Source organism: Leptolyngbya sp. FACHB-541 (assembly GCF_014695875.1).
Classification (GTDB): domain Bacteria; phylum Cyanobacteriota; class Cyanobacteriia; order Elainellales; family Elainellaceae; genus JAAUTN01.
Genome location: NZ_JACJPC010000065.1, coordinates 1 through 25,473 on the forward strand (window position 1 = coordinate 1; position 25,473 = coordinate 25,473).

A 25,473-nucleotide genomic window follows, 5' to 3' on the forward strand; every position below is an offset into this window, starting at 1 on the left:
ACCGCTTGATGCTGACAGCCGCAGGGTTATGGAACTTTTACCTGATGGTTGCTTAGACCAGAGTCACTCCAAAACTAGCAGTCGCTTCCTTACTCTTATTTCCCGACAACTCTTTTATCCAAGTTGAAACTTGATACTAAACCCGTCTGTGGAGTAGCAGTATCGGTAGGGGCGAAGCATTCGGTCAGAATCCTTGCAACTGAAGCACAATTCTTTTGCTGAATGCTTCGCCCGTACACCCAATAGTGCTTTTTCACGAGACAGATTCCGTGTGAGTTGGGTTAGGGTCAATACTTCTTGAGAAAGGGAAAGAGATGAAAACCAGTTTTCATCTCTTTCTCTTAAAGTTTTGCCCTTCCCCTCACTTGACCGCAATTTGTGCCAGTTCTAACTCCGTTTCTTCTGGCAATCGCACCTCTTGCTCAACAGTGAGTCCAGCAAGAAACTGGCGGTCTTCAGTAATATGAGGCAGTTTCAGTTGCGAGTCTGTAATCCCCCGCTGCATCAGGCGTTGTCGCAGTGTGGCAAAGCTGCCCGGCGCTAAAATTCGCAGTCGGGGAGCAGGGACCTGGTCAGGACGCTTGTTGGCGTAGGAAAGGTGAATCTCCTTCAATCTGAAATCAAATCGCTCTAGAAACGCTTGCGGGTTGCTGAGGATATAATTCGGCGTGAGTTCGATGTTCACCAGGTAATGAGCTGGAATTTCATCCTCTGATAGCGTGATGCAAAAGTCTTCAAGCGACAGTTTGAAATCTTGCTGAAGCCGCTGCATGACCTGAATGGCATGAAATTCTGTCGTTTTTTCGGTTGTTGAGGAAAGTAGCCCGCCCAACCGATGCCGAAAGGCGATCAGAGGCGCTTTTTCGTGGAAGCCTAAAACCTCAACCACATCGCCGATGTCGTACCGATATAGCCCGTTGTAGTTGGTCACCAAAACGCGGTAGCGCTCATGTGGCTTGACTTCTTCGGCTAAGAGTGTTTTGGGCTGGTCTACATGCCACTGGTCCTCAGGAATGAATTCGTAGAAGGCATTTTCGATCGCCAAAATTGCATTGTCGTTGTTGAATTCGTAATAGGTGCCAAACGCGCTTTCTGAGGAGGCATAGATGCCGCCAAAGACAGGAGTATCACCAAAGTAACTGGGGAACCGCTCAAAGTAGAAGTTTGATGTGCCGCCCCGTGCCGTGATGATAAACGAGAGATTTGGCCAGACCAATTCTGGAGTCAGGCGACCTTCGGTTTTAAGGATTTGTCGCAGCTCAGCGGCTCGTTCTGGAGTAGCTGAAAAGAGCTGTTCTAACTTGGCTCGTAATTCAGGTTCGAGGTTGAGCCACGGGGCGATCGCCCCTGTCTCCAAATCTCGAATTAAATCTTCAGCGTAGGATTCCAGATAGTCACATAGCCGCAGCGCCAGAATTGGAAATGTTGCCGCAATCACGCTAAGCTGCGGGTCTTGCAGCGAAAACAGCAGACACATATAGTGGCGCGCCAAACTGTCTACGATTTGCAGCGCATCGTAGGGCTGAGCAAACAGTTGACGATAGAGTGGGTTGCTTTGACGCACAGTACTCGCGCTGACCGGGCCGTAGTCAATGCCGCCTGTGGTCTGCCCAATCCCTTGAACTGAGCTGGTCAACAGCATTTTGCCAATCGATACGCCATATTTCTTGGCTTCCTCGACCGCAAAGCCGATGCTGACCTGGTTGATCCGCTGAGAAACTCGTTGCGATCGCCGCGTCACCGGGATCATCTTCTGTTTCCCTGTAGAACCGCTAGTCAAATTGAGGTAAACGACCGGATCGGGGGTCAAAATATTTTGCTCACCCTGGGCAATCCGCTCAATGTAAGGCTCATAGGCGCTGTAGGGCAAAATCGGCATCCGTTGACGAAACTGGTCAACCGTTTTAATGTCCCTCAGTCTGTACTTGCGCCCAACCTCTGTATTTTGATGTGCCCGTAGGAGCGATCGCAAAAATTGCTCCTGCACCTGAGCAGTCCGTTTAGTTTTACGCACAAAACCTGCCTTCGCCTGTCTCGCAAAGACGGGCAAAAGCGACAGCACTAGATTTTTCATTCAGTCAAACCTCACACCACACAAACCCACTCTGGCTCTGATTAAAGCGGATTTGTTAAAGAACTTCAAATTATTGAACTTTCGCCAACATAACGAACAAAGCCATTTCTGTTTAATACACTGCCAATCTCCCAGAAATCTGAAGCTGATCCTCGAAGAATCGGACTGATGCACTTAACTTCAGAATAAGGGGAAACGGTGTTGCATAGATGTTCCTGAGAGACACAAGTGAGACCGACACATAGGGTGGGTCAGTTCGAGCTTGGCTGACCAACGTCGAACTCTACAGATAACCACAACTCGGTACGGGGCGATTTCGCAGACAAAACCCTGTCAGAGCCGAGGTTCAATGGCAGAACTCACCTCGGTATTGCTGATTCGATGCATGAATTTCGTAGGGGCATGGCAATGCCATGCCCCTACAGAGGAGATTGAGATCCATGAATCGTAGCCGCATTCGCCAACGCCACCCACCCCTACCCAAATTGCGGTTAATTGAACAAACTCGACCACCCATTAACGGTAGGGGCGCAGCATTCGGCAGATAAACCCTAGAATGAACCAGAGTTTCTGCCCGAATGCCACGCCCTACAGGGATATTCGCGACTGTTCAAACCAACCTGTAAAACCAAGCAGTACGTTAGTCAATTGCGCTAGTCAATAGATATCGACTGTGGCCCGCCGTTGCTACTGCCATTGCTGCTATTAGTCGTGGAGTAAGACGAGGTACCCGATTGCTGATCAAGCCAGGTTTTAACCGGATCTTCAGCCAGGTTTAGCCGAAACAGCCCTGAAAAGAAACCGCCCGCAAACGCTAAAGGTTGGGCTGTCAATTCTCTGAACAAGGGGGTAAGTTCATCAATAAACATGGCAGGACTTCTCGCTAGAACTTTTGATCATGCTAAGTAAACAAACGCTTATAAAGCCAAGGAGCGCTCCAAGGGGGACTTCCCCGACTTTATAACGGTAATACTGACCCGATCGTAACGCGAAATTCGGAGATTCAACCTTTCTGCTCTGGCATCATGCATTTGTCGCTGTCGCAGCCTGCGGGCCCTTCGACGCTGAGTTCACCGGAGTCGTAGCGTGTGAGAGCCGCATAGAAATCATCGGTTCTTTGACGTGACTGCACCTCACGCTGAAGCTGGACGTAGGTAGGGCGATCGATTTTCTCAAACGGCAAGCGTGGGAACGGCGCGTCAAATCGAGCCAGCAGTGCCGCACTGATGTAGCCCTCGTCATGGGCGATCGCCCTATAAATCCGTTCTGCCAATAGCTCAATTTCGTCTTCCCGCAGCTCAATCGTGGCACTGGTGTTGTGAGCCGTGTAGTGCTGCTGCACCTGCATGTAGAAGTCAAACTGAGCCAGCGCTGAGAATTTCTCAATCTCAATTTCATCGGCTCCCGGCAGATTTGCCCAGGGCACCTCAACTGGAATTTCCACCAGCCATTCCGTGCAGCGGGGATCAAACGGATCATCCAAAAGCTGACCGTTTTCATCCTTATCGGACTGAGACGGCACAATCCTATAGCCATACTCTAGGCAAGCTAGCGCAACCGGATCGTTTTTGCGGAAGGTAATCCGCCGAATGAAACGCTGTGCTTTGGGGGGATGCCATCCGGGACTCGCACCTGTGAGCAATGATTTGGTTCCCGCAGGCTGAACGGTGGTGCAGCGGTTGGGACGCTTGATTTGGTGGCGATCGCAATATTCCCACACAACCCGATGCACAATCTCTTTCCAGCGGCTCAGATATTCCTGCTCTCGCTGCTTAAACTCCAGTCCTTTCATGGTGTCGGGACGACCCGCTTCCCACCAGCGCAGCCACTCCACACCAAACGCCCGCACAAAGAAGTCAAACAGCCCAGTAAAGGAAACTCCGACAATCGGGTCATCAGCACGCGACTCCTGATAGCGCGGCTCCATAAACCGATGCTGAAGTAATGCCGCTACCGATAGTGCCCCAGCAGTAAACGCTTCCTCCTGTTCGGCAAAATTTTCGGGATCAAGTTGATTGAGGTGGACTTCAGCCAGATTGCAGTGAAAGTTCTGCCCCAGAATCTCGCCGCAGGGATTCAGACCATAGCGGCCTTCACCTTCAGCTCGTCTCTCGGCTTCCCCAGCCCACTGAATCGCACCCTCGCCGGAATAGTACTGTTTACGAACGGCTTCCGTGCATTCCTCTAAAGTGGGTTTGCGATGAAACACCCGCGTGTGATTTGCCATGCGTAGCACGTCGCGTTCAGGGTCAATTCGCCAGTTGCCTGCTTCGTCCTGTATCCAGAGATTTTCTTTTGCGGTTGCGGCAGACTGATCTTCGCTGTCAAACTGACGCATTCCAGCCGATCTGCGAATGTTACCCGCTACCACACAGGCAGCGGCTTCATCGATCAGCAAGCAGCATTCGATCGAGCTAAGCTGTCGTCCTAGCGCTTTATTTAGAATTGCAGCACAGCGCTCATACAGTCCTGGTAAACGAATGGGGTTTGCAACACCACCAAATCCCTTTAGCCTTTCCCCAGCAGGACGAACATCGCTGAGGTCGATCGCCACCTGTACGACACCCGAAAACTGCTCATCGGTGGAAAGCTCTAGCAGCGATTGGTAAGACTTGACCCAACCCTGGCGGCTATCGCCAACGCAAATTTGAACTTGGTTCCCAGAGATTTCGACCGTTGTTTCATCTCGTCGCTGCTGGACTGGAGTAGCTCCGATCGCTCCTTGCATCGTCACCACTAACCGATTACGGATTGCGGGCAATTGGTTGATATACTTTGGCTCTAGCACGGCTCCTGTACCGCATCCCATCATCGCCAAATCCATCATCAGCCCAAATGCCCGCCAATCTACGACGTTAGTGCTGGTGCAGTTATAGGCTCCCGAAAAGTTTTCAGATCTTTCTACCCACTTTGTGCCACCAACCCACAGCCAGCGACCAGAGGGCAAGCTTTTAAGCTGTCGCTGCATTCGTCCCAGGAGCTCGGCTTCTGTAGAGGTGAGCTTGCCCAGCCGAATGATGCCGTTGATGGTGCGATCGCACACTTCATCCCAGGTTTCGCGCAGGTTTTCTGCTTTTTCTCCCCGACGGCTGTATGTCCGATAAAATACCGGATTCGCAGCCGGAGCGGCTTCAGGAAACTGGCTACTTTGACGGGTACGTTCGATGTCTTGAACCATAGGTCAAATCTCGTTAGTGTTACAGGTAGGGCTGAGGCGATGTACCCCGTAGATGTAGTGTCTTACCCTTAAAATGAACACTATATACGCTAAAACCCAGAAAGATCTATCAAGATCTATCCAAATAAACACTTTGGCTGAAATAGGCGAAAATTTGAATGCAAAGTTTCCTTGCCTGCTTGATCCGGACGGGCAAGATGCCCACTCCTAAAAAGGCTCGGAACAATGCCATAGCCCCCAACCCTTAGCCCCTTCCTATGCCTTTAGCTCCGTGGCGATCGCCTCTTTCCCGTGCTCTGCACCGCAACCGCTCCCTGGTTTATGCCCGTTACCTTCAACTGGCGACCGTTCGGGCGGATGGTCGTCCTGCCAATCGCACTCTAGTGTTTCGCGGTTTTTTGAACGACAGCAATCAGCTTAAATTTGTCACCGATTCTCGTAGCGAAAAGGCAGACCAAATTCAGCACCAGACCTGGGGAGAAATCTGCTGGTACTTTCCCAGTACCCGCGAACAGTTTCGGCTAGCGGGTGAATTAACTTTGGTAGGACAAGACTTTAACGACGACACACTCACAAAAGCCCGGCAGACACTCTGGCAAGAACTCTCTGATGTTGCCCGTCTGCAATTTGCCTGGGCGCATCCTGGGAAACCCCGGTCAGAGGACGATGCTTTCTCACCACCGCCCTCTGATCCGGCGTTTCCCTTGCCTAACTTTTGCCTGCTTCTGTTAAATCCTGAACAGGTAGACCATCTGGAGTTGCGAGGCGATCCCCAGAATCGCTACCTGTATTTGCGCGATCAGAACCAGGAATGGTCAAGCCAATCAGTGAATCCGTAGGCTGCTGTGTAGGGGCAAAGCATTAGGTCGCAAACTCTGCAATCCAACCACAATCTCTCTACCGAATGCTTTGCCCCTACAGATACCGCTATTCCACGAAGGATTTGGGACTATCTATTTACCAACTCTAGATCCCTGCGCCGTCTAGAAATTCTTCAATGACTTTGTCTCGAATCCGGCAGCTAGCTTGCGCTTCGGGCTGACTACCATTTTTGGACATACCATTTTGGGGCAGGCTTCCATTCAAGCTGTTTCTATTTCTATTTAAGTCAACTGTATCTAGCGCTAAAACTAGTTCACGTGAGTGACCTGCTGGAAGTGAGTTTTGCTGGAGGCTTTGCAACTGTTGCTCCAAGGATTCCAGGCGATCGACCAGTGCTCGAATCACTTGCGCTTCGGAGTCAGGCAAGCGTCCATGTTCCAACGGCTCGACCCGCTCACCCGAACGATAGACAATGCGACCGGGTACACCTACCACGGTGCAGTCTGAGGGCACATCCCGCAGCACTACAGAGCCAGCACCGATTCGCACATTGTTGCCAATTTCCAGATTGCCTAATACTTTTGCTCCAGCACCGACAACAACATTCTCACCCAGGGTAGGGTGACGCTTGCCGCTCTCTTTGCCTGTACCACCGAGGGTGACTCCCTGATAGATCAGCGCATAGTTGCCAATGATTGCTGTTTCGCCAATCACAACGCCCATACCGTGGTCGATGAAAACGCCACAGCCGATCGCAGCACCAGGGTGAATCTCAATTCCGGTGAGGAATCGGGCAATGTGGGAAATCAGCCGAGGCACAAACGGAAGCTTGAGCTTGTAAAGTCTGTGAGCAAAGCGGTGCAGAATTAAGGCTTGTAAACCGGGGTAGCAAAACAGCACCTCTAGCCAGTTACGAGCCGCAGGGTCACGCTCAAAAATGATGCGGAAATCAGCAATCAGAGTGGTTAGCACGAGTAGTTACCCCGTTAGGTAAGACAAACCACTCTCTATCGTAGCGTCACATCGGGTCGAAGAGAGGGACGTTCTCCAAGCGGACTTATTTCATCGCTGAAACTAACGCAAACAAACAGGTTGGTTACCGGTTTAGGCATTATTCACGCACAGTTAGCGTGTATTCATGTCGACTTCCCGACTCAAAGGCACCGACCCAAACCTTGTACGTTCCAGCTTGCCAGCTAGAATCTTGAATGCTGGCATCGGTGTTGGTGCGCCCAGTATCATCGCCGCAACGAACAGTGCTATCGCTTGGACCTTGTACCAGTAAGGTGGTATCGCCGCCGCCACTATTAACTTGAAGCGTGAGTTGAGAAAAGTCTTGCTGAAGCACCAAAATATGGTCGGGCGTGGTGTCAGCAAACCCAACACAAAGGTTTTCGGAGCGATCGCGGTTAGCAATTGACGAAAGGGAAAACGAACCTTGGGTATATCCCTGCACGGTTCCATCGGCAGATGAGAAACCGGGGGACAGCGTCAGGGAGTCGAAGTTAGCGCTTTGGGCTAACACAGGTGCAACTCCTAAGGTCGCTAACAAAGCCAGAAAGCCCGTCCACTTTAAGGACGGGAGGACAAACTTAGACATCAATAAAACTCCTCATCACAGGTGCAATGCAGTCTGACCCACATCGCTAGGGAAACACGGACTGACCAAACTGACAAATCTGATACACAATTCCAGTTTATCGTGTGCGCTAGAAGACTGGTTTGGACGCTGTGATGTTCCTCATCTACGGATGGGTCAAAAAAGGGTTACAGATGGGAAGGGGCACCCGCGTCGCGAATGCCCCTTCCCATCTGTTCTGTATTATCACTAGCGGCCATCTGGATAGCCAGGAAGGCGATCGCCCGGTGTCCATGCGGTGGGATCGTCAAAGACCTGAACGGACTCATTATTCTGGTCAAACGTGATTCTCAAGCGGTTTGTTCTGCCAACCACAAGGTAGCCCGACTGCCAGGAATCGTCGTTGAGAATAGGGCTAAATCGAACCCTATAGGCTCCTGGTGACAGATAAACCGTTTGCACTCCGTTGCCAGTGAAGGAGACTTCTTGAGCGGTATTAATCCCTTCAATCCAAACGGTCGTCCAGTTGTTGTCGAGAGACGTGAGCTCAAGGATAGTTGCCTCAACTAGGGTAGGTCGATAGGTGCGCTGCCAAGTATCCCAGTGCCAGCGCAGCACATTCTGCTGTTCTTCCCAATCTCGCCAAACAGCAGCTTGATGTTCCCGGTTTCTGTAAGCAGCTTCGTCCTGCCGTTCCCGTTCTTCTCGCTCTCTCGCATCCCAATCATCGTCAGCATCCTGGTACCAATCGTACTGGTTACGGCGTTCGTAGCGATCGCTCTGCCAGTCGTCATAACCATAGTCATAGTCATCATCGTGGTCATCGTTATCGTAATAATCATCGTTATCGTAATAATCATCACGATCAAAGTAGTCATCCCGGTCAGAGTCGCGATCGCGATTATCGCGCCACTCTTCACGGGCTTCTTCTTGGCGGTCGCGATCGCGCTCCTCCTGCCATTCCCGCTCGGCTTCTTCTTCCCACTCTTCCTCCTGCCACTCTTGTTCTTGCTGTTGGCGGGCTTCTTCCTGCCGTTGTCGATCTTGTTCTTGCGCTTGCCGTCGTTGCTGCTGCTGTCGGCGGGCTTCAACCGGCCGCTGCCGCTGCTGTTCTTGCTGTTGACGAATTTCTTGACGGCGTTGTCGTTGGGCGTCCTGACCGGGGCGGGACTGTTTCGTGTTTGCTTCTGTTGACTGGGCTGAGTCGCAGGTCAAGCAATCTTGCGAAGCGATCGCAGTTTGAATTTCAATTTCACTCTGTTGAGTTTCTGCATCAGGTGAGGCAAGAGGCAAAACAGAGACAGCTTTAGCGGGTGCGGCAAAGCTAGTAGCTGTAAGTAAAACCAGCGCAGCAATGGGGAGTTTCATAACGCCTTATACCTTAAGCAGGAGCAAAACCAAGTCAAGTATGATCTGATATTCCTTTTGACACTAGCCTGTTTTTTTGGCAACCGGATCGCTTCCTACAACTGGGTCACCCAACTGGGTGAAGTTTGTACTTTTAGAGATGGATTGATCGATCGGTGACGCAGCTTCTTCTAAGAAGTTCCTTCGCAAAATAAAGCTACTTTAATTAAAGCTTTTTTGCGCCAAAGAAAGCCATTTTTGAAATAATTTGTGAGGGTAGCGATCGTCCCCATAGAGGTCTTTTAACTTCCTATTTTTATTGGGTTAGAGAGAAACTTACTAACCCTCTTCTTCGTCTTTGTAGCTAGTTCAAAATCACCTGGTTGGGCTAGTCGTCTGGATGAGGTGTCAACACTTGCACCCAGCCTAATCTGGTCAACAGAGACTCAAAAAACAAAAGCGTAAACCTATGGCAACCTACTACGGAAACTCCAGAGATAATGACTATATCGGCACCTTATCGAATGACTTGATTTACGGCTACGATGGTGACGATCGTCTAGACGGAAATAGCGGCAACGATCGAATTTATGGCGGTGACGATGAAGACATTTTGTTTGGCTATAGTGGAGCAGACCGGCTCGATGGTGGTGACGACGAAGATAGACTCTATGGCGAAAACGGCAACGACTATCTAGAAGGAGACAACGGCAACGATCGCCTCTATGGTGACAGAGGAGATGATCTGCTCTATGGCGGCAGAGACAGGGATTACCTGAGCGGCGGCACTGGCAACGACCGGCTCTATGGCGAGGATGATAGCGATCGCCTGGTTGGGAATGACGGTGACGACGACCTTTACGGTGGGGACGGCAACGACACCCTCTATGGCAGTGATGGCAAAGATTACCTCAGCGGTGGTGAGAACGACGACCGTCTTTATGGTGAAGAAGGCGAAAACTTCTTAGAAGGCGATAGCGGTCAAGACCAGCTATTTGGTGGAGCTGATGAAGACCTGCTCTATGGCGAGGAGGGTAACGACCGTCTTTATGGCTATGCCGACGAAGACGCACTGGTTGGCGGCAACGGCAACGACTACCTTTACGGCAGCACTGGTAGGGACAGGCTAGACGGTGGCAGCGGCAACGACCGCCTCTACGGTGGCAGCGGCGGCGATCAATTACTTGGTAACTCCGGCAGAGATATCCTGGTGGGAGCCGATGAATTTGCGACGCGACCTGGCGCTGGTGAAATTGACAGTCTCACAGGTGGTGCAGACATCGACCGTTTCGTTTTAGGCACTACCCAGAAGGTCTTTTACGACGACAGAAGCAACAGCACCGGATCTGCAGACTATGCGCTGATTAAAGACTTCAATACTGCCGGAGACAAAATCCAATTGAAGGGGACAGCCGCCAACTACTTCTTGCGTCCCTCATCTTCTTCTGGTTCCTTGCCCGGAAGCACAATAATTTACTTCAACAAACCTGGCGGCGAACGAGATGAAATAATTGGTGTGATTCAAGGAGTTAGCAACCTCAGCGCAAACGGTCGCTATTTTTCCTATGTTTAGGCAAAACGAACAGTTTAGAGCAGTGGGTTGAATAATTTGCCTTCTGCCGAAGGCAAGAGGTGAAAGGCAAAGGGCAGAGAGCAGAAGCGGTTTTATCGGCTTAAGCTTCTGCTTTTTGTGCTTTGCCTGCTTCTGCGCCCAAAGATCTACTGGCATCTAAAACGCATGTACTAATGTGGCAAGTCGAGGTAATATAGGAGGCTAATAATCCTATGCCTTGCGTGGGTCTTTCCTGCGACTCCCCAAGAGTTAGCGGTAAGATTATTAAGAACTATTTCCATATTTTCGGTGGAAGCGCAAGAAGTTTGCCTCTATGCCTACTCGTGCCAAGGCTTCAAAGTCCCAGATTAAAGAACAGAATGGACATCCTGTGGATGGCGATCGCCCTAACCCTCCAGTCAATTTGCATAACCCGCAAAACACGATTCGGATTCGGGGAGCGCGACAGCACAACCTGAAAAATATTGACCTGGAACTGCCCCGCGATCGCCTCATCGTCTTCACGGGTGTTTCGGGTTCAGGCAAGTCCTCCTTAGCCTTTGACACAATTTTTGCTGAAGGGCAGCGTCGCTATGTCGAATCACTTAGCGCTTACGCCAGACAGTTTCTAGGACAGGTCGATAAGCCTGATGTCGATGCGATCGAGGGTTTAAGTCCAGCAATCTCGATCGACCAGAAGTCTACCTCCCACAACCCCCGCTCGACCGTGGGCACGGTGACGGAAATCTACGACTATCTGCGGCTGCTGTATGGGCGAGCCGGGGAACCGCACTGTCCCCATTGCGATCGCTCCATTGTGCCGCAAACGATTGATCAGATGAGCGATCGCGTTCTGGCATTGCCTGACCGGACTCGATTCCAAATTCTTGCGCCTGTCGTACGCGGTAAAAAGGGAACGCACAAAAAACTGCTTTCAAGCCTCGCTTCAGAAGGATTTGTGCGAGTTCGAGTGGATGGTGAAGTGCGAGAACTGAGCGACTCAATCGAGCTGGACAAAAACCAGTTTCACAACATCGAAATTGTGGTCGATCGCCTGGTCAAGCGAGACAACATTCAGGAACGCCTAGTCGATTCGCTGGGCACCTGTCTGCGCCGCTCCGGAGGCATCGCCATTATTGACTTACTGAAGGAATCAAAGGGCGATCGCTCGGATAAATCTACAGCCAAGTCAGGCGATGGCTCGAACGTGATCCCAATCGCACCGGGACAGTTGGCGATCGCCGCTGAGCTAGGTGGCAAATACGGTGACCAACCCGCACCTCAACTGGAAACTGACGACTCAGACGAGGACGATCAGCCCGCTGAGCTAGTCTTTTCCGAAAACTTTGCCTGCCCAGAACATGGAGCGGTGATGGAGGAACTGTCGCCCCGCCTATTCTCCTTTAACTCGCCCTACGGAGCTTGCCCCAACTGTCATGGCTTAGGCACGCTTCGCACCTTTTCTGCCGAACTGGTGGTGCCCGATCCCGCTTTGCCCGTATATGCGGCGATCGCCCCCTGGTCTGACAAAGACAATACCTATTACTTTTCGCTACTCTTTAGCGTTGGCAAAGCCTTTGGCTTCGAGATTCAATCCCCTTGGAATCAGCTTACACCCGACCAGCAGCACGTAATCTTGCACGGTTCTGAGGAGAAGATTCATATTGAGTCCGATTCCCGCTATCAGGAAGGCAAAGGCTATCAGCGCCGCTATGAAGGTGTGTTGCCAATGCTGGAACGGCAGTATCGCGAATCCACTTCAGAGGTTTACAAGCAAAAGCTAGAGCAATATCTGGTTGAGCAACCCTGCGAAGTCTGTAAGGGCGAGCGCCTCAAACCCGAAGCGCTAGCGGTGCGATTGGGACAGTGCCGCATCAAAGACCTAACCAGCGTTGCCATCCGCGACTCCCTGAGTCGAATTAATGGACTGGAGTTAAGCGATCGCCAAGCCCAGATCGGTGACCTGGTGCTGCGCGAAATCAAAGCCCGTCTGCAGTTCTTGCTGGATGTCGGACTTGATTACCTTACCCTCGACCGCACCGCCATGACCCTCTCTGGCGGAGAAGCGCAGCGAATTCGACTGGCAACTCAAATCGGCTCCGGTCTAACAGGAGTTCTCTACGTCCTCGACGAACCCAGCATTGGACTGCACCAGCGCGATAACGGTCGCCTACTCCGCACCCTCACTCGCCTGCGCGACCTGGGCAACACGCTGATTGTGGTCGAACACGACGAGGAAACGATTCGTGCTGCCGATTACCTGGTAGACATTGGCCCCGGTGCAGGTGTGCATGGTGGCAGCATTGTCTCTGAGGGATCGCTAGAAGATTTGCTGAAAGCGCCAGATTCCCTCACGGGTGCTTATCTGTCGGGACGCAGCCTCATCCAAACACCAGCCGAACGACGGAAGGGAAATGGGCGATCGCTCAAAATCAGAAATGCTCACCGTAACAACCTGAAGACTGTCAGTGTTGAAATTCCGTTAGGCAAGCTAGTTTGCGTCACGGGTGTATCTGGTTCCGGCAAATCAACACTGATAAATGAGTTGCTCTATCCTGCGATTCAACATCACTTTGGGCGCAAAATTCCCCAGCCCAAAGAGATGAAAGAACTAACGGGGTTAAGTTCTTTGGATAAGGCGATCGTGATCGACCAATCCCCCATTGGTCGCACTCCTCGTTCTAACCCTGCCACCTACACTGGTGTGTTTGATGTAATTCGCGACCTGTATGCTGAAACGATTGAGGCAAAAGCCAGAGGCTACAAACCAGGGCAATTCTCCTTCAACGTTAAAGGTGGACGCTGCGAAGCCTGCGGCGGACAGGGTGTCAACGTGATCGAGATGAACTTCTTGCCTGATGTGTATGTCCAATGTGAAGTCTGCAAAGGCGCACGCTATAACCGGGAAACACTTCAGGTGAAGTACAAGGGCAAGTCCATCTCCGATGCGTTGAATATGACTGCCGACGAAGCCCTCGACTTTTTCCAAAACATCCCCAAAGCGGCTGCCCGTCTGCAAACAATGGTGGATGTCGGTCTGGGCTACGTTCGCCTTGGGCAAACTGCTCCCACCCTCTCAGGCGGTGAGGCACAGCGCCTCAAACTGGCAACCGAACTCTCTCGCCGCGCCACTGGAAAAACCCTTTACCTAATTGACGAACCGACCACCGGACTCTCTTTCTACGATGTCCACAAACTGCTAGACGTGTTGCAACGCCTGGTAGACAAAGGCAACTCTGTCCTGGTAATCGAACACAACTTAGATGTAATTCGCTGCTCCGATTGGGTAATTGATCTAGGTCCAGAAGGGGGCGATCGCGGCGGTGAAATCGTTGCTGTAGGGACTCCCGAAACTGTGGCAGAGTGCGATCGCTCTTACACAGGTCAATATCTCAAACAAGTCCTGGCTCAACATCCACCCATGCCAGCAGAAGCAGAAGAATAGTGAGAGGATGCTCAAATAACCTATAACCGGCAACCCGCAGGGGCGCGGCATTCGGCAGACAACCTCGAAAATAAACAGAAAACTTCCGCCCGAATGCTACGCCCTAGAGATATTCGCTATTCTCCAAAAACTCAAATCAACTCCACAAATTTGAGCCGATCGAGCTAAAACTTCAACTCGATTAACATCTTGCTGTTCTACCTGTTCTATAAATATCCTCTAAAAGGGCGTAGCATTCGGGCAAAATTCCTTAGTCTATTCCAGGGTCTACCTGCCGAACGCTACGCCCCTACGGGTTTCTGGATTACAGATTGGGCTGTTCAACTGTCCTCTCAGTGCTGTTTCTCTGTTGAATGAGTGCGATCGGCAACAGCAACGTCTCCTCAATTTCCTGACGCACCGCTCGACTGATGTAGCACTCGCTCTTTAGGCAACTTACTAGCAGCTTGTTTGCATCATAATACTGTTGCAAACGTTCTGTTTGTTTTCGGCTGAACTGCCAATCATGACCAATATTGCAATATGTAATCGTGACAGCTCTAAGTTGCTTGATCCACGATTGACTATTTTTTTGCCACCATGGCCAAAAGTTCTCTGTATTGTTAAAAGAATTGTCAGGTAATTGGCTTTGCAACTCTTGTAGCTTGCTTTGTAATTCGAAACCAGAATCTAAAACAAGGGCACGGTTAAGGGCACGGTCGAGAGCGAGGGCATGGTCGAGAGCAGAGGTGAGATCACGATCAAGGTCAAGGGCATAGTCAGATTCAAGATCACGAGCGTTATCGAGGGCATAGTCGAGAGCAAGAGCGCGGTCAAGGACCAAATCAAGAGCCAAATCAAGAGCAAGAGCGCGGTCAATGTCATGATCAAGAGCTAAATCCAGATTAAAGGCGAGAACAAAGTAGAAAGCACGAATGGCAGCAGGTTTGTGGGTAGTGTTAATTGACTGTGATTTTTGATTTAGCCAGACAAGAAACTGTTGAAGCTTTCTGTCTCCCTTAAGTAGATTATCAATCTGAGCTTTTATCGATTGCAGCAGAGTATTGGCATTGTCCAACATACCAGCAGTTAATAGAATTACTTCCCGCCAGCGTTTTTCAGTCATGTGATTTATCAACTGCTGTAGAGGGGTTTCATGTTCAACCGGTGATGATTGAAGAGATATGCCTTCGTTTGGCGAAGACAACGCAATTTTGCGGGCAGTAAAGTACTCATGAAAGGTTAGGTGAGAGAAGGAGTAAATTTCTCGTGCCCGTTCTACAAACAGCCCATGCTGCGCTTCAATAGATTTCAACACGGCAACGCTATCCAGTTCCAGTGCTTCTGGGTCAGTGCTAGCATCAGACAAGTTTTGAATGTAGCAGCTGATGTATTTCTCCAGTTCCCGTTGCTTAAAAAAGTAGTTGCCAACTTGAAAAGTGGTATAAGCAATCTGGCTGAGCAAATCTTCCTTACGTTTCAGCGAGAGCCGTTTATAAACCTGATCACGTTCAATATTGCGCTTTGTGTCCCATTTCTTTAGCAGTACATCTACCCCATTCTGATAAAGCTCGGCACGATTAGTAGGAAAGCTGCCAGAATCCTCAAACACTAGACACAGCAGGGTTAGCAACAATGGACTAGTTGCTAGCTCTCGGATGGGAGCCTCTTGCTTCAGCTTTTGCAAAAATTTCTCTGCTTTTATCTCGTCCTTTTTGCTGCAAAACCATTTATTTGAGAAGTCAGCAATTTGCTTATCGTTGAAGTCAGCAATTTCAACTTCGGTAAATTGCTCAAAGGTGTATTCTCGTGCAGCAATGCGGCAGGTAATAACAAATTGGTTTTTGGAAAACTGTTGAGAAAAATCTCGGATTTGACGCAGCGTTCGGCTGTGATCCGCGTCTTTTACCTCGTCTAATCCGTCTAATAGAATCAATGTTTTACCAGCCTGCAAAACCTGCTGTAAAACCTCTTCTAGGGGAAGCTTACTGTCTACTCCATCCTGTGAATTAGCCAGATGTCTCCACGTCTGGGCAAGATACTCCAATAAATCAGGATGATTCTGAGCTTCGGCAAAATCCTTCAGCGTGATGAAAACTGGAATTCGTTCTGGCTGAAATTCACCACCGATGCACTGAATTGCCAGGTGCTTCAGAAACGTGGTTTTCCCGGCTCCCGGCTTGCCTAAAATCATTAACTTTGGGAACTGTGTAACCGCTTCCAATCCTGGCACTCGTCGCTGTCGAAGATCGCCTAAGCAAAACCGCTCAAAGTTTTCTGGGTCAGCATCCTGCATCAGTTCGGCTAGATTCAAACCTCTGCGCCCTGTAATTCTTTCCAGAATGTTGATGCTGGTGTAGATTTCGCCCAGGACGATCGGTTGGGTCATGTCCAATACCCGCATCGTGCCGCACTTCTCTTGAATAAAGGGTTTTACTCTAGCGCGGATTGTCTGAACGAGATTATCGATACTAGGATATTTATCTGGCTCCAGTTCTGGTGAATCTGGTTCTGCAATCTCAACCCAACTTAACCCCAACTGACTACAAACCTCTATAAACACGTCACAGTCTGTTGGATTACCTTGCAACAGACTCCAAATTGTTTGGCGAGAGCAACCTACTGCTCCAGCAATGTAAGTCTGTGACCACTTCTTGCGCTTCAGCGCTTTTTTGAGCGTTTGAATTCCTTGTTCAGATGCTTGAAGCGATCGCCTTGCCATAGGTCAACCAAAATCTTTTCCCTTAATTCTGACAAATCTGACAAATCTAACAAGAAGCCAGACACCTGCTTTAACCATGACGAAAGGTTTTCCAAAGATGCTAAAAGAGTCAACTTCAGAAACTCACTTCAACCATCATGAACACCTTCAAAATTACGCCTGAATTTCAGCAAGTCTTCTTTACAGTCGTCTGCTTCACCCTCCTTTCTGGCGGAGCTTCCATCTGGTTATCTACCAAAGATAATTTGTCACCCCAGCAAACCCGCGTGTTTGAAAACTGCAACACCACCTGGAATATGGGTATCGGCGCAATTTTTGGATTACTCGGTAGTAAAGCAACCGATTTGTTTCAGGCTGAGGAGGACGAGTAGAGGGAGAGGGGCGATCGCTTCTCGTGAGGGGCGATCGCGCTCTACCAAAGCATGACCAACAGCCGCATGTTCAAGCGTGGAATGGGTAAAGGGCGATCGAGTACTAATCGAGTAGTTCAAAACATTTGCTGAGCACTCTTAGACATTCGCCGAGCACTCTTAAGTACTACTTGAGTAACCCAAAGCATTCACGGAGTAAGTTCAAACACTCGTTGAACAGTCTTAAGTACTAGTCGAGTAGTTCAAAATACTCATTGAACAGTCTCAAATACTAGTCGAGCACTCTCAAATACTAGTCAAATAATTCAAAACACTCGCGGAGTAGGTTCAAACACTAGTCGAGTAGGTTCTAAGCTTGCTTCAGTAATCTTAGAGATTCGTGGAGTAGTTCAAAAGACTACTCGGGTAAGTTTGAACACAGTAGATTAACTTTCCAATATTCTAAAAATTCTAATCACATTTCTCTTGTCTGAATTCTGACATGAACGGGAAGGAGTGTGATTAGGTTGGAAGGGCGATCGCGGCGGTGAAATCGTTGCTGTAGGGACTCGTGAAACTGTGGCTTCAAGACTTTTCGCATCTTTGCAGGACGTTGTCGCAACCGCAGAAAACAGTTTGGCTTGCACTTGAACCTGATTGCTGGCTTACTCAACTATGAATTGGTATATACCTCTTGATTCATGCAGGAGCCGTTTGTCTTCACGAATTATTTGCGACACAACCCCCACTGCTGTTGCATCTTGAGCCGCTTGCTCTGCCGTGTAGCTTTTTTACATCAAATACCTCAAAAGCTTACGTTTCTGTTGCTAAAGTGCTGAGAAATAATCATAAGAATTGCCCCTGAACCTTAAAACCGTCCTGCTACAGGCGCAAATCAGAAACCCCCCAATAGGTAGAATTTCTTTTGATAAATGTGTAGTAAGATACACCGTAGTCCTAAAGTCATGTGACCTAAGGGCGTGTGAAGTTTTATGAGTGGCGGTAGTAGAGGTTTAAATGCTGTCTCTTCACACTCAAAAGAGCAACCTTGAAGAAGGAGAACGACATGCTAAATTCAGCTTTGATCGGTCTTTCTGCTTGTAGTCTATTGATTGTAGCTAGTTTATCTGTCCGAGCAGAAGTCCCACAGGTTGAGCCACAGTTGCTCATGCAAGCGGGTCATCCCTTGAGCAACTACGCTGCAACAGATGCAGCACCTGTGCTGCGGCGTGGTGAAACAGGACAGCCTGTTGCTGATGTCCAGCGCTTCCTGAAACAGACTGGACTTTATAATGGAGCTATTGACGGCATCTTTGGTAGTGAAACAGATGCAGCTGTTGAGCAGTTTCAAAAGCAGGCAAACCTTCCAGCAGATGGAATTGTCGGCTTTCAGACCTGGAAAGCAATGATTAATTTGTAGTTTCGCTCTGCGAGACAAGAAAAAATTGCTGACGCGTAGTAACTATATTTTGCAACAACAAGTATACACAGCCAACCCGCTGCACCAGACTCAAGTCCCAGAGCAATACTGGGGTCGAGAGCGTATGTGCAAAGCGAGAAAGCGCACCGAGCGCATTGTAGATTCATCGCGGAGGTGTCACCCGCGATCGCGCCGCTATCGTCGAACTGCCACAACAGCGCGCTTTAAAAGGATTAGAGCACTAGTTGGTGCAGCGACTCTGGTCATACTGGCAGTTGCTTACAAGCTGACTTCTCAAGACGTGACACCCCACGTTCAAAGCGACAGTAGCCATTCCATTTCCTCGGTTCCAATTCCTGACCTCAGAGCAGAAGCTCATGAACTGTTTGCCCATGCTGATAGTGTTGGAGCGATCGCCATAGGTGTTGCTGAAGGAACTCGAACAATAGAGGGTGAGCAAACTGAAAGTTGGAGCAGCCATATTGATTCAGGCAATGGAGTAATCAACCAAGGCACCTTTGCTTGGCAGATGGAAGCAGCATCACCAGAGGCAGCCGACCAAGCCGCAATTCACCACATCCAGAACGAAGTTATTCCTCACATTCTTCAAGATGCTCAACGAGAAGGCATAACGTTAGAGCCTGAAATCTTGGTACAAGCAGTCGATCTATGGAACCAAGCACCTGAAGCCGGAGCTGACTTTATAGAAAACTTCAAGCAATGTCAGCGAGGCAGTCAGCTAGAGGAGGCACTATTGTGTGCTCGGATTTACTCCTATTATGACCCTGTGACTGGAGAACTCGAAGCGCCTGGATTTGACAACGACATCGCGTGGCTAGAGCAGGATCAAAGACGACGACTTAACACGATTCAGCAGGTATTACGCTTCAACCAGTAAAATGGACAACTTATGGAGGGTAGCCGAGATTTACATCAAAGGCATCGTATCCTCTATGGAACTGCTTTCAGTAGAAACTTGAATGTCTAAACCAGGTCGAAATGCAGCGATCGCAATCTTAGTAATCATTGGTGTGATTACAGCTTCTCCAGTCATCACTGCATTAAATCCAACTGGAATCACATCTTTGTACAATGTTACTTTTGAAGATGATGCCATCTTGCTGCTAGTCAGGCATCGTCAGGTCATGCTGGGGGTACTCGGTGCTGCCTTAGTTTACGGAGCATTTCTCCATCATTTGCGAATGATGGTTATTACTGCTGCTGTAGTCAGCAAACTTGCTTTCATTGGACTATGTATCACTACACCAGAATTAACGCAGGGACTTCAACGGATCATTTACTTTGACGCAGTGTCGATAGTTCTCTTGCTCATTGCTGGTGTTATCTTTTGGCGAAACCCTTCAGTGTGAGACAAACTTCTAACCAATTTGCGCGGCTAAGTACTCACCTCAATCCTACGGTGCTGCGTGAATTGAAAACTATTGTCCATGTGATCTCTTTTTGTGAATGACTATGTGACTGATAGAACTGTTTAGCAGTTAGGTTGACAGTATCGACAGAACCCTTAATCGGCTTCTTTGATAGGCTCATTTGCTTTGAGCTGAGATGCGATAAAAGGAATGCGAGGAGCCAGGAAAAAACCAACCATGCTAGCAAAGAGAATTGGCGTGAGCGTGCTGAAGCCTGTCAACTTTGAGAGCAGTAGCGTTGTACTGATTGGAGTGCGAGTGACTGTTACTTGAGAGATGCCATGAGACAAATCATGGCTAGAGCGGCGTTAGATTCAGGATAAACAACAGCGATCGCCTTTCCTAAACAAGCTCCCGTGAAAAATAGGGGAATAATAATTCCGCCCCGCCAGCCTCCGGTGACTGTAATGCAAATCGCCAGTATTTTGGCTGCTGCTAATTGTAAAAGAAATGTCGTGGTTAAAGGTTCCTTTGACAATTTCTTCGAGTTGGTATTCACCAAAATAGCGAGTTAACGGAAACCCCATTGCTAGGATGCCAAGCCCTAACCCTGCCAGAGTAGTGCGTAAGTAGATAGGTCCACGCAGCCTCTCAAATAAGTACTCACATTTGCGAAACACAATGATAAAGAACCAGCCTACGACTGCTCCCACAATTCCATACAGCATTGCTTGAGCAAAATCGTCGATGTTGTCAATGTTGTATTGAGGAAAGTGCCAGATTGGACCGATGCCAAGCTGAGTAATGGCTGCAAAGATTGTATAGCTGGCACAACTGGCAACGATCGCAGGCAAAATTGCTTCGTAATACTCGACAACATGATGATGATGCAGGATTTCTAAGGCAAAAAACGTTCCACCCAGTGGCGCACCAAATAAGACCGTGAAGCCAGATGCCATACCCGCAATACTGAGGCTTCTAAGTGCCTCTCCCTTAAGCTGAAAGCGATCGGCGAGCCATGTCCCAACTGAACCTGTCACTTGCACCATCGGTGATTCTGGCCCTGCGCTTCCGCCGCTGGCAATGCTGATCAGTGAGGATAAAATCATAGAAGGATTTTCGCGGGTTGCCAGTCGTCCTTTGTTCAGGTGAATGTTGTCAATAATGAGTCCAATTTCACCTGGGTTTCTTAATCGAGCAATCACCAAGCCAATCAGCAAGCCCGCTAGTGGCATTACAAACAACAGAGACAGCCCATTGATTGGGGCAAGAAATTGAATCATTCCCGATAAAACAATCCAATATATAGAGGCAAATAAGCCGCAAATGATGCCAAGGCTTGCCCATAACAATACCGATCGAGTGAAAACCAGCGGATTTTGTTTCATCACCTATTTTTGGTTTATGTTGCTAAACCTACAAAACTAATCAATAGGATACTGTCAACTTAACCAGAAAAGGCTATACAGAAACGCAAAGAAGCCCAGAACTACGGCAGGCGATCGCACAAACTTATCAAACAATTGGAATTGAAACATGCGATCGCTTCTTTGCGAGCCATGCCGATTTTTTCAATTGGGCAGCACCCAAGGGAGGATCGACGCCTTTCCAAGCCTGAAGCAAGCAGGGGATGTGGAAGAGTTTTGCGTCGATTTAGTTAATCAGCAAGGAGTTCTACTTTTACCCAGTCCCTATTTTGATTATGGGAAGCAAAACTTTCGGATTGGGTTAGGACGTAGAAATTTGCCAGAGTGCACTGAGAAATTAGATAGTTACTTAAATGATTACTTAGCGACAAACTAACTTGATGCAAGTCTACGGATAAAAGCGATCGCCAAAAATGGTAGAGGGGATTTGCTTGATGATACGCTCTATCAAGATGGCTTTTGCCCAAACCCTCATTCCTATTTTGGTTCTATGTTGACTATTGCAATGCCCAAAGGTGGGCTGTTGGGAGACAGCGTTCGGTTGTTGAAAGAAGTGGGACTGGATTTTAGCATTCTGCTAGATTCCTCCAATCGCCAGCTAGAGGTCTGGGATGCTAGCCACACAGCTAAAGCGCTGCTGGTGCGAAACTATGATGTGCCCGTCTATGTGGAATATGGTCAGGCGCAGTTGGGAATTGTCGGCTATGACATTTTGCGTGAAAAGCAGCCTCAAGTGGCTCACCTGGCAGATTTAAGATTTGGGCTGTGCCGGATGTCGGTTGCGGTGAATGCTGCCAGTTCCTATCGTTCAGCGTTGGATCTACCGCCGCACAGTCGGGTCGCGTCCAAGTTTGTCCGTTGTGCCTACGAATATTTTCAAAGCCTGGACTTGCCCGTAGAAATTGTGCCGCTTTATGGCTCGGTCGAGCTAGGTCCAATTACTGGAATGTCAGAAGCGATCGTTGATTTGGTAGCAACTGGGCGAACGCTGAAGGAGAATAACCTGACTGAAATCGATCGCCTATTCGACAGTACAGCCCGTCTGGTTGCCCATCCTCTCAGCTATCGGCTCAATCAGGATGGCTTACAGGAGCGAATCGAGCAGATTAGAGCTGCCACGCTGGCTCCCGTTTAGTCAGTCTGAAAAGAAGCGCGTGTCCCTGTAAGGGCTTAGATTTTGGCTGAGTCAGCAAGAGCTAGTATCAAATAAAAAGTCTCCTGCGTTACAGTTGGGATGCGTGGCTTTGGGCGACGCGGTTGACGTTCAGGGGTTGGCATGACCAGCACAACGACAGAGGCTCGGGGCAGACGAATTCAAGAAACAGACTGGCGGCTATTGCGGCGGCTAGTTCCCTATGCGTTGCGGAATAAGCGGCTGTTGGCGATCGCCCTCACCTTCCTCGTACCACTTTCTTTAGCAGAAGCCGTTCAGCCCATTCTGGTGGGGCAGGCGATTTCTCTGCTGCGCGAAGAACCTGTGAGCTGGTTTCTAGAAGGGCGATCGCTCTCTCAGGGGCTTAACATTCTGGTCGTTTTGCTCATGCTGACGATCGCCGTTCGGCTAACGTTAGACGGCGTGCAAGGCTACCTGATCCAGAAGGTGGGACAGCGGATCACAGCAGCGATTCGAGATGACTTGTTTTATCACGTCACCTCCCTTGCGGCCCGATTTTTCGACCGCACTCCTGTAGGACGCCTGATTACACGCCTCACTAGTGACGTAGATGCGCTAGGAGATGTGTTCTCAACGGGGGCGGTCGGCATCGTCAGCGATCTGTTCTCGATGCTGGTGATCACCGTCATCATGTTTACCTTGCAGTGGCAGCTTGCCCTGATGCTGGTGTTGATGCTGATCCCGGTGACAGGTTTGACGATTTTCTTTCAGCATCAGTTTCGCGTTGCCAACTACAAAGCGCGAGAGGAACTGTCTGCTCTCAACTCCACCCTGCAAGAAAACATTGTCGGCATTGGAGTGGTTCAGCTGTTTCGGCGAGAGCAGTTTAACTCCGAACTATTTCGCACTGTCAACCAACGCTACATTACCGAAGTTGACAAAACCATTTTCTATGACTCTGCCGTCTCAGCCACACTAGAGTGGATTGCGCTGGTGGCGATCGGGGGAGTGCTCTGGCTGGGCGGCTTACTCGTCCTGCAAGACAACCTATCTCTGGGCGCTCTAGCAACCTTCATCTTGTTTGCCCAACGCCTATTTAACCCGCTGCGTCAGTTTGCCGAACGGTTTACCGCTATCCAGGCAGGCTTCACTGCCCTAGAGCGAGTTAGCGACATCCTCAACGAACCGATCGAAATTCGCGATCCCGAAACTCCTACCCTTTCCACTGACTCATCCCCTCGCACCAAAATCGCTCCCGAAGACCTTTCCCTTCGTCCCTCATCCCTGATCCTTCCTCCTTCTTCGACCGTTCCTGGTGAAATCTGCTTTAACCACGTTTGGTTTGGCTACAAGCCAGATGAATATGTCTTGCGAGACTTAGACTTCGCCATTCGTCCTGGTGAAAAAGTAGCGCTGGTCGGACCAACAGGAGCAGGAAAAAGCTCAATCATTCGCCTGCTTTGCCGTCTCTATGAAATCAATCGAGGACAAATTTTACTCGACAATGTTGATGTGCGAGACATGCCTCAGGGAGAGTTGCGTCGCCGCATGGCTGTGATTTTGCAGGATGGTTTTCTATTTGCGGGTGATGTTAAGGGCAACATTGCTTTGGGAGAAACCTACTCGATCGAGCAAATCAAAGCCGCAGCGGAGCAGACTAACGTCGCCAGCTTCATCGAGCAACTACCTGAGGGGTACGATACGTTGCTGCGGGAGCGGGGTACAAACCTGTCGGGCGGACAAAAGCAGCTTTTAGCATTTGCGCGGGCGGCAATCCGTAATCCTCCCATCCTGGTGTTAGACGAAGCGACAGCTAACCTGGATGTAGGGACAGAAGCGATGATTCAGCAGGCTTTAGATAAACTGTTGATTGGGCGAACTGCAATCATTATTGCTCACCGCCTCTCAACGATTCGCAAGGTCGATCGCATCTTAGTTCTGAAGCAAGGGCGACTGGTGGAATCGGGCAGCCATGAAGAATTGCTGGAACAAGGCGGACTCTATGCCAGCCTGTATCGCCTACAAATGTTGGAGGCTTAAATGAATTTACAATTAGAGGGCGATCGCCTCAAAATAAACCTAACCTTTCTAGAAAAACTGTTAGCGCTACAGTTTAACTACGCCTTTGAGATTCCTCTTGCTCACATCGAGCAAGTTTCCACTGAGAAACCTTCTTCTCGGTTGCAGTATAGAATGCCTGGAACTGCGATTCCTGGTTTATTTGCGGCAGGCACCTATTACAGCGATCGCGGCAGAGAGTTTTGGTATGTGACGGGTGATCGCCACTACCTCGTCCTCGATCTCAAAGATGAGTTTTACCAAAGGGTTGTTTTATCCTTAGATCAAAACGAAACTTGGGCAGAACGCTTAGCTGGAACACGGGTTTGAGCCATCTCGATTGTCCAAAGGTTACTAATGAAACAATGTTTTAGGGTATTCAGTGAAATAATCGTCCTATACCAAATCTGTCTGTAGAGTAGCGGCATCGGTAGGGGCGGAGCATTCGGTCACAGTCCCTACCCCTAAAGCACAATTCTTTTGCCGAATGCTTCGCCCGTACACCAAATATTGCTTCTTTACGAAACGGATTCCGTATTGTAGAAATATCTGGGAAAACCAGCACTATGTTGGTGGATCTGCCCCATTCTTAGCAAGGTAGAGCGCAAGGATGAGTATCACTAGAATATTCAACAGTTCTCAGTTTCTTCAACCAGCAGACGGGGAACCGATCCGCTCAGTGATCACAGAATCTCAGAATGCGGTTGTGGTTGCCTGGTACGTTAAACCAGGACAGGAAATTTCTCCACACCTTCATCCTAACGGGCAGGATACCTGGACTATTTTAGAGGGAAGCGGCAAATATTATCTGGACAAGATGGGCACGATGAAGGCGATCGCCGCTGGAGATGTTGTTGTTGCTCCAGTGGGCTGCGTACATGGTGTATTCAACGATGGAGATAAGCCACTCGTTTTCATTTCTGTAGTGTCACCTGGTGATGCGGGATACCAACCGATTTTGATAGAAACGACTGTCACGCTACATCTTTGAACACTCATTTTCCAGATTAGGGAAGCTAGAAGAGTGCTGAATGAG

The 25,473-nt window shown here is 49.4% G+C and carries 19 protein-coding genes and 2 pseudogenes; 12 read left to right on the top strand and 9 right to left on the bottom strand.

All coding sequences use genetic code 11. The annotated features are described in order from the left end of the window. Positions 1-361 precede the first annotated feature (361 nt). The 3 genes from H6G00_RS14175 to nrdJ form a co-directional block, all read right to left on the bottom strand. Positions 362-2,074 (bottom strand): GH3 auxin-responsive promoter family protein, encoded by a 1,713-nt coding sequence (locus H6G00_RS14175; protein ID WP_190646562.1) that lies wholly within the window; start codon positions 2,072-2,074, stop codon positions 362-364. Positions 2,075-2,727: 653 nt separating this feature from the next. Then, positions 2,728-2,943 (bottom strand): hypothetical protein, encoded by a 216-nt coding sequence (locus H6G00_RS14180; RefSeq protein WP_190689463.1) that lies wholly within the window; start codon positions 2,941-2,943, stop codon positions 2,728-2,730. A gap of 134 nt (positions 2,944-3,077) precedes the next feature. Next, the gene (gene nrdJ, locus H6G00_RS14185) at positions 3,078-5,252 is read right to left on the bottom strand and encodes a ribonucleoside-triphosphate reductase, adenosylcobalamin-dependent (RefSeq protein WP_190797236.1); all 2,175 of its coding nucleotides are present in this window, start codon (positions 5,250-5,252) and stop codon (positions 3,078-3,080) included. Between the two features lie 257 nt (positions 5,253-5,509). Here nrdJ and H6G00_RS14190 point away from each other — a divergent pair, with 257 nt between their 5' ends. Beyond that, positions 5,510-6,091, top strand: a complete 582-nt coding sequence (locus H6G00_RS14190; RefSeq protein ID WP_190797237.1) for an Npun_F5749 family FMN-dependent PPOX-type flavoprotein — start codon at positions 5,510-5,512, stop codon at positions 6,089-6,091. 127 nt (positions 6,092-6,218) lie between these two features. On the opposite strand, the gene cysE is transcribed toward H6G00_RS14190, so the two are convergent. The 3 genes from cysE to H6G00_RS14205 all read right to left on the bottom strand — a co-directional run bounded on the left by cysE (position 6,219) and on the right by H6G00_RS14205 (position 9,021). After that, positions 6,219-7,046, bottom strand: a complete 828-nt coding sequence (gene cysE, locus H6G00_RS14195; protein WP_190797238.1) for a serine O-acetyltransferase — start codon at positions 7,044-7,046, stop codon at positions 6,219-6,221. A gap of 139 nt (positions 7,047-7,185) precedes the next feature. Next, positions 7,186-7,674 (bottom strand): hypothetical protein, encoded by a 489-nt coding sequence (locus tag H6G00_RS14200; protein WP_190689451.1) that lies wholly within the window; start codon positions 7,672-7,674, stop codon positions 7,186-7,188. Between the two features lie 228 nt (positions 7,675-7,902). Then, entirely contained in the window at positions 7,903-9,021 is a 1,119-nt protein-coding gene (locus H6G00_RS14205; protein WP_190797239.1) for a hypothetical protein, read from the bottom strand. A 448-nt stretch (positions 9,022-9,469) separates the two neighbouring features. On the opposite strand from H6G00_RS14205, the gene H6G00_RS14210 reads away from it, so the two are divergent. Both H6G00_RS14210 and uvrA read left to right on the top strand, forming a co-directional pair. Beyond that, positions 9,470-10,573 (top strand): calcium-binding protein, encoded by a 1,104-nt coding sequence (locus tag H6G00_RS14210; RefSeq protein WP_190646569.1) that lies wholly within the window; start codon positions 9,470-9,472, stop codon positions 10,571-10,573. Between the two features lie 313 nt (positions 10,574-10,886). Continuing rightward, entirely contained in the window at positions 10,887-13,997 is a 3,111-nt protein-coding gene (gene uvrA / locus H6G00_RS14215; protein WP_190797240.1) for an excinuclease ABC subunit UvrA, read from the top strand. 304 nt (positions 13,998-14,301) lie between these two features. On the opposite strand, the gene H6G00_RS14220 is transcribed toward uvrA, so the two are convergent. Next, positions 14,302-16,698: an NACHT domain-containing NTPase gene (locus H6G00_RS14220; RefSeq protein ID WP_190797241.1), complete on the bottom strand. Its 2,397-nt coding sequence runs from the start codon at positions 16,696-16,698 to the stop codon at positions 14,302-14,304. 137 nt (positions 16,699-16,835) lie between these two features. Between H6G00_RS14220 and H6G00_RS14225 the strand changes: the two genes are divergently transcribed. After that, entirely contained in the window at positions 16,836-17,069 is a 234-nt protein-coding gene (locus tag H6G00_RS14225) for a hypothetical protein (protein WP_190797242.1), read from the top strand. Here H6G00_RS14225 and H6G00_RS14230 read toward each other — a convergent pair. Continuing rightward, positions 17,019-17,189, bottom strand: coding sequence for a hypothetical protein (locus H6G00_RS14230; protein ID WP_190797243.1), 171 nt, complete (start codon positions 17,187-17,189; stop codon positions 17,019-17,021). The two genes, H6G00_RS14225 and H6G00_RS14230, sit on opposite strands and share 51 nt — an antisense overlap. 446 nt (positions 17,190-17,635) lie before the next feature. On the opposite strand from H6G00_RS14230, the pseudogene H6G00_RS35370 reads away from it, so the two are divergent. The 4 genes and pseudogenes from H6G00_RS35370 to H6G00_RS14245 all read left to right on the top strand — a co-directional run. Further along, positions 17,636-17,746, top strand: a pseudogene (locus H6G00_RS35370) (IS5/IS1182 family transposase); the annotation flags it as partial. A 368-nt stretch (positions 17,747-18,114) separates the two neighbouring features. Next, positions 18,115-18,468, top strand: a complete 354-nt coding sequence (locus tag H6G00_RS14235) for a peptidoglycan-binding domain-containing protein (protein WP_190797244.1) — start codon at positions 18,115-18,117, stop codon at positions 18,466-18,468. 49 nt (positions 18,469-18,517) lie between these two features. Then, positions 18,518-19,366, top strand: a complete 849-nt coding sequence (locus H6G00_RS14240) for a hypothetical protein (RefSeq protein ID WP_190797245.1) — start codon at positions 18,518-18,520, stop codon at positions 19,364-19,366. Between the two features lie 82 nt (positions 19,367-19,448). After that, complete coding sequence (locus H6G00_RS14245; RefSeq protein ID WP_190646574.1) at positions 19,449-19,838, top strand: hypothetical protein; 390 nt, start codon at positions 19,449-19,451, stop codon at positions 19,836-19,838. 155 nt (positions 19,839-19,993) lie between these two features. On the opposite strand, the pseudogene H6G00_RS14250 reads toward H6G00_RS14245, so the two are convergent. Continuing rightward, positions 19,994-21,226, bottom strand: a pseudogene (locus H6G00_RS14250) (chloride channel protein). Positions 21,227-21,755: 529 nt separating this feature from the next. On the opposite strand from H6G00_RS14250, the gene hisG reads away from it, so the two are divergent. The 4 genes from hisG to H6G00_RS14270 all read left to right on the top strand — a co-directional run bounded on the left by hisG (position 21,756) and on the right by H6G00_RS14270 (position 25,428). Beyond that, positions 21,756-22,400 carry an ATP phosphoribosyltransferase gene (gene hisG / locus H6G00_RS14255; protein WP_190646575.1) on the top strand — a complete coding sequence of 215 codons (645 nt, stop codon included), beginning with the start codon at positions 21,756-21,758 and terminating at the stop codon, positions 22,398-22,400. Between the two features lie 141 nt (positions 22,401-22,541). Beyond that, on the top strand, positions 22,542-24,419 hold the full coding sequence (locus H6G00_RS14260) for an ABC transporter ATP-binding protein (RefSeq protein WP_190646576.1): 1,878 nt from the start codon (positions 22,542-22,544) through the stop codon (positions 24,417-24,419). Then, entirely contained in the window at positions 24,420-24,767 is a 348-nt protein-coding gene (locus H6G00_RS14265) for a hypothetical protein (RefSeq protein ID WP_190797246.1), read from the top strand. A 280-nt stretch (positions 24,768-25,047) separates the two neighbouring features. Continuing rightward, entirely contained in the window at positions 25,048-25,428 is a 381-nt protein-coding gene (locus H6G00_RS14270) for a cupin domain-containing protein (RefSeq protein ID WP_190797247.1), read from the top strand. The last annotated feature ends 45 nt before the right edge of the window (positions 25,429-25,473 follow it).

Coding starts and splice junctions, on each gene's coding strand:
- H6G00_RS14175 (WP_190646562.1), bottom strand. CDS start 2,074: ATGAAAAATCTAGTGCTGTCGCTTTTGCCCGTCTTTGCGAGACAGGCG.
- H6G00_RS14180 (WP_190689463.1), bottom strand. CDS start 2,943: ATGTTTATTGATGAACTTACCCCCTTGTTCAGAGAATTGACAGCCCAA.
- nrdJ (WP_190797236.1), bottom strand. CDS start 5,252: ATGGTTCAAGACATCGAACGTACCCGTCAAAGTAGCCAGTTTCCTGAA.
- H6G00_RS14190 (WP_190797237.1), top strand. CDS start 5,510: ATGCCTTTAGCTCCGTGGCGATCGCCTCTTTCCCGTGCTCTGCACCGC.
- H6G00_RS14200 (WP_190689451.1), bottom strand. CDS start 7,674: ATGTCTAAGTTTGTCCTCCCGTCCTTAAAGTGGACGGGCTTTCTGGCT.
- H6G00_RS14205 (WP_190797239.1), bottom strand. CDS start 9,021: ATGAAACTCCCCATTGCTGCGCTGGTTTTACTTACAGCTACTAGCTTT.
- H6G00_RS14210 (WP_190646569.1), top strand. CDS start 9,470: ATGGCAACCTACTACGGAAACTCCAGAGATAATGACTATATCGGCACC.
- uvrA (WP_190797240.1), top strand. CDS start 10,887: ATGCCTACTCGTGCCAAGGCTTCAAAGTCCCAGATTAAAGAACAGAAT.
- H6G00_RS14220 (WP_190797241.1), bottom strand. CDS start 16,698: ATGGCAAGGCGATCGCTTCAAGCATCTGAACAAGGAATTCAAACGCTC.
- H6G00_RS14225 (WP_190797242.1), top strand. CDS start 16,836: ATGAACACCTTCAAAATTACGCCTGAATTTCAGCAAGTCTTCTTTACA.
- H6G00_RS14235 (WP_190797244.1), top strand. CDS start 18,115: ATGCTAAATTCAGCTTTGATCGGTCTTTCTGCTTGTAGTCTATTGATT.
- H6G00_RS14245 (WP_190646574.1), top strand. CDS start 19,449: ATGTCTAAACCAGGTCGAAATGCAGCGATCGCAATCTTAGTAATCATT.
- hisG (WP_190646575.1), top strand. CDS start 21,756: ATGTTGACTATTGCAATGCCCAAAGGTGGGCTGTTGGGAGACAGCGTT.
- H6G00_RS14260 (WP_190646576.1), top strand. CDS start 22,542: ATGACCAGCACAACGACAGAGGCTCGGGGCAGACGAATTCAAGAAACA.
- H6G00_RS14265 (WP_190797246.1), top strand. CDS start 24,420: ATGAATTTACAATTAGAGGGCGATCGCCTCAAAATAAACCTAACCTTT.
- H6G00_RS14270 (WP_190797247.1), top strand. CDS start 25,048: ATGAGTATCACTAGAATATTCAACAGTTCTCAGTTTCTTCAACCAGCA.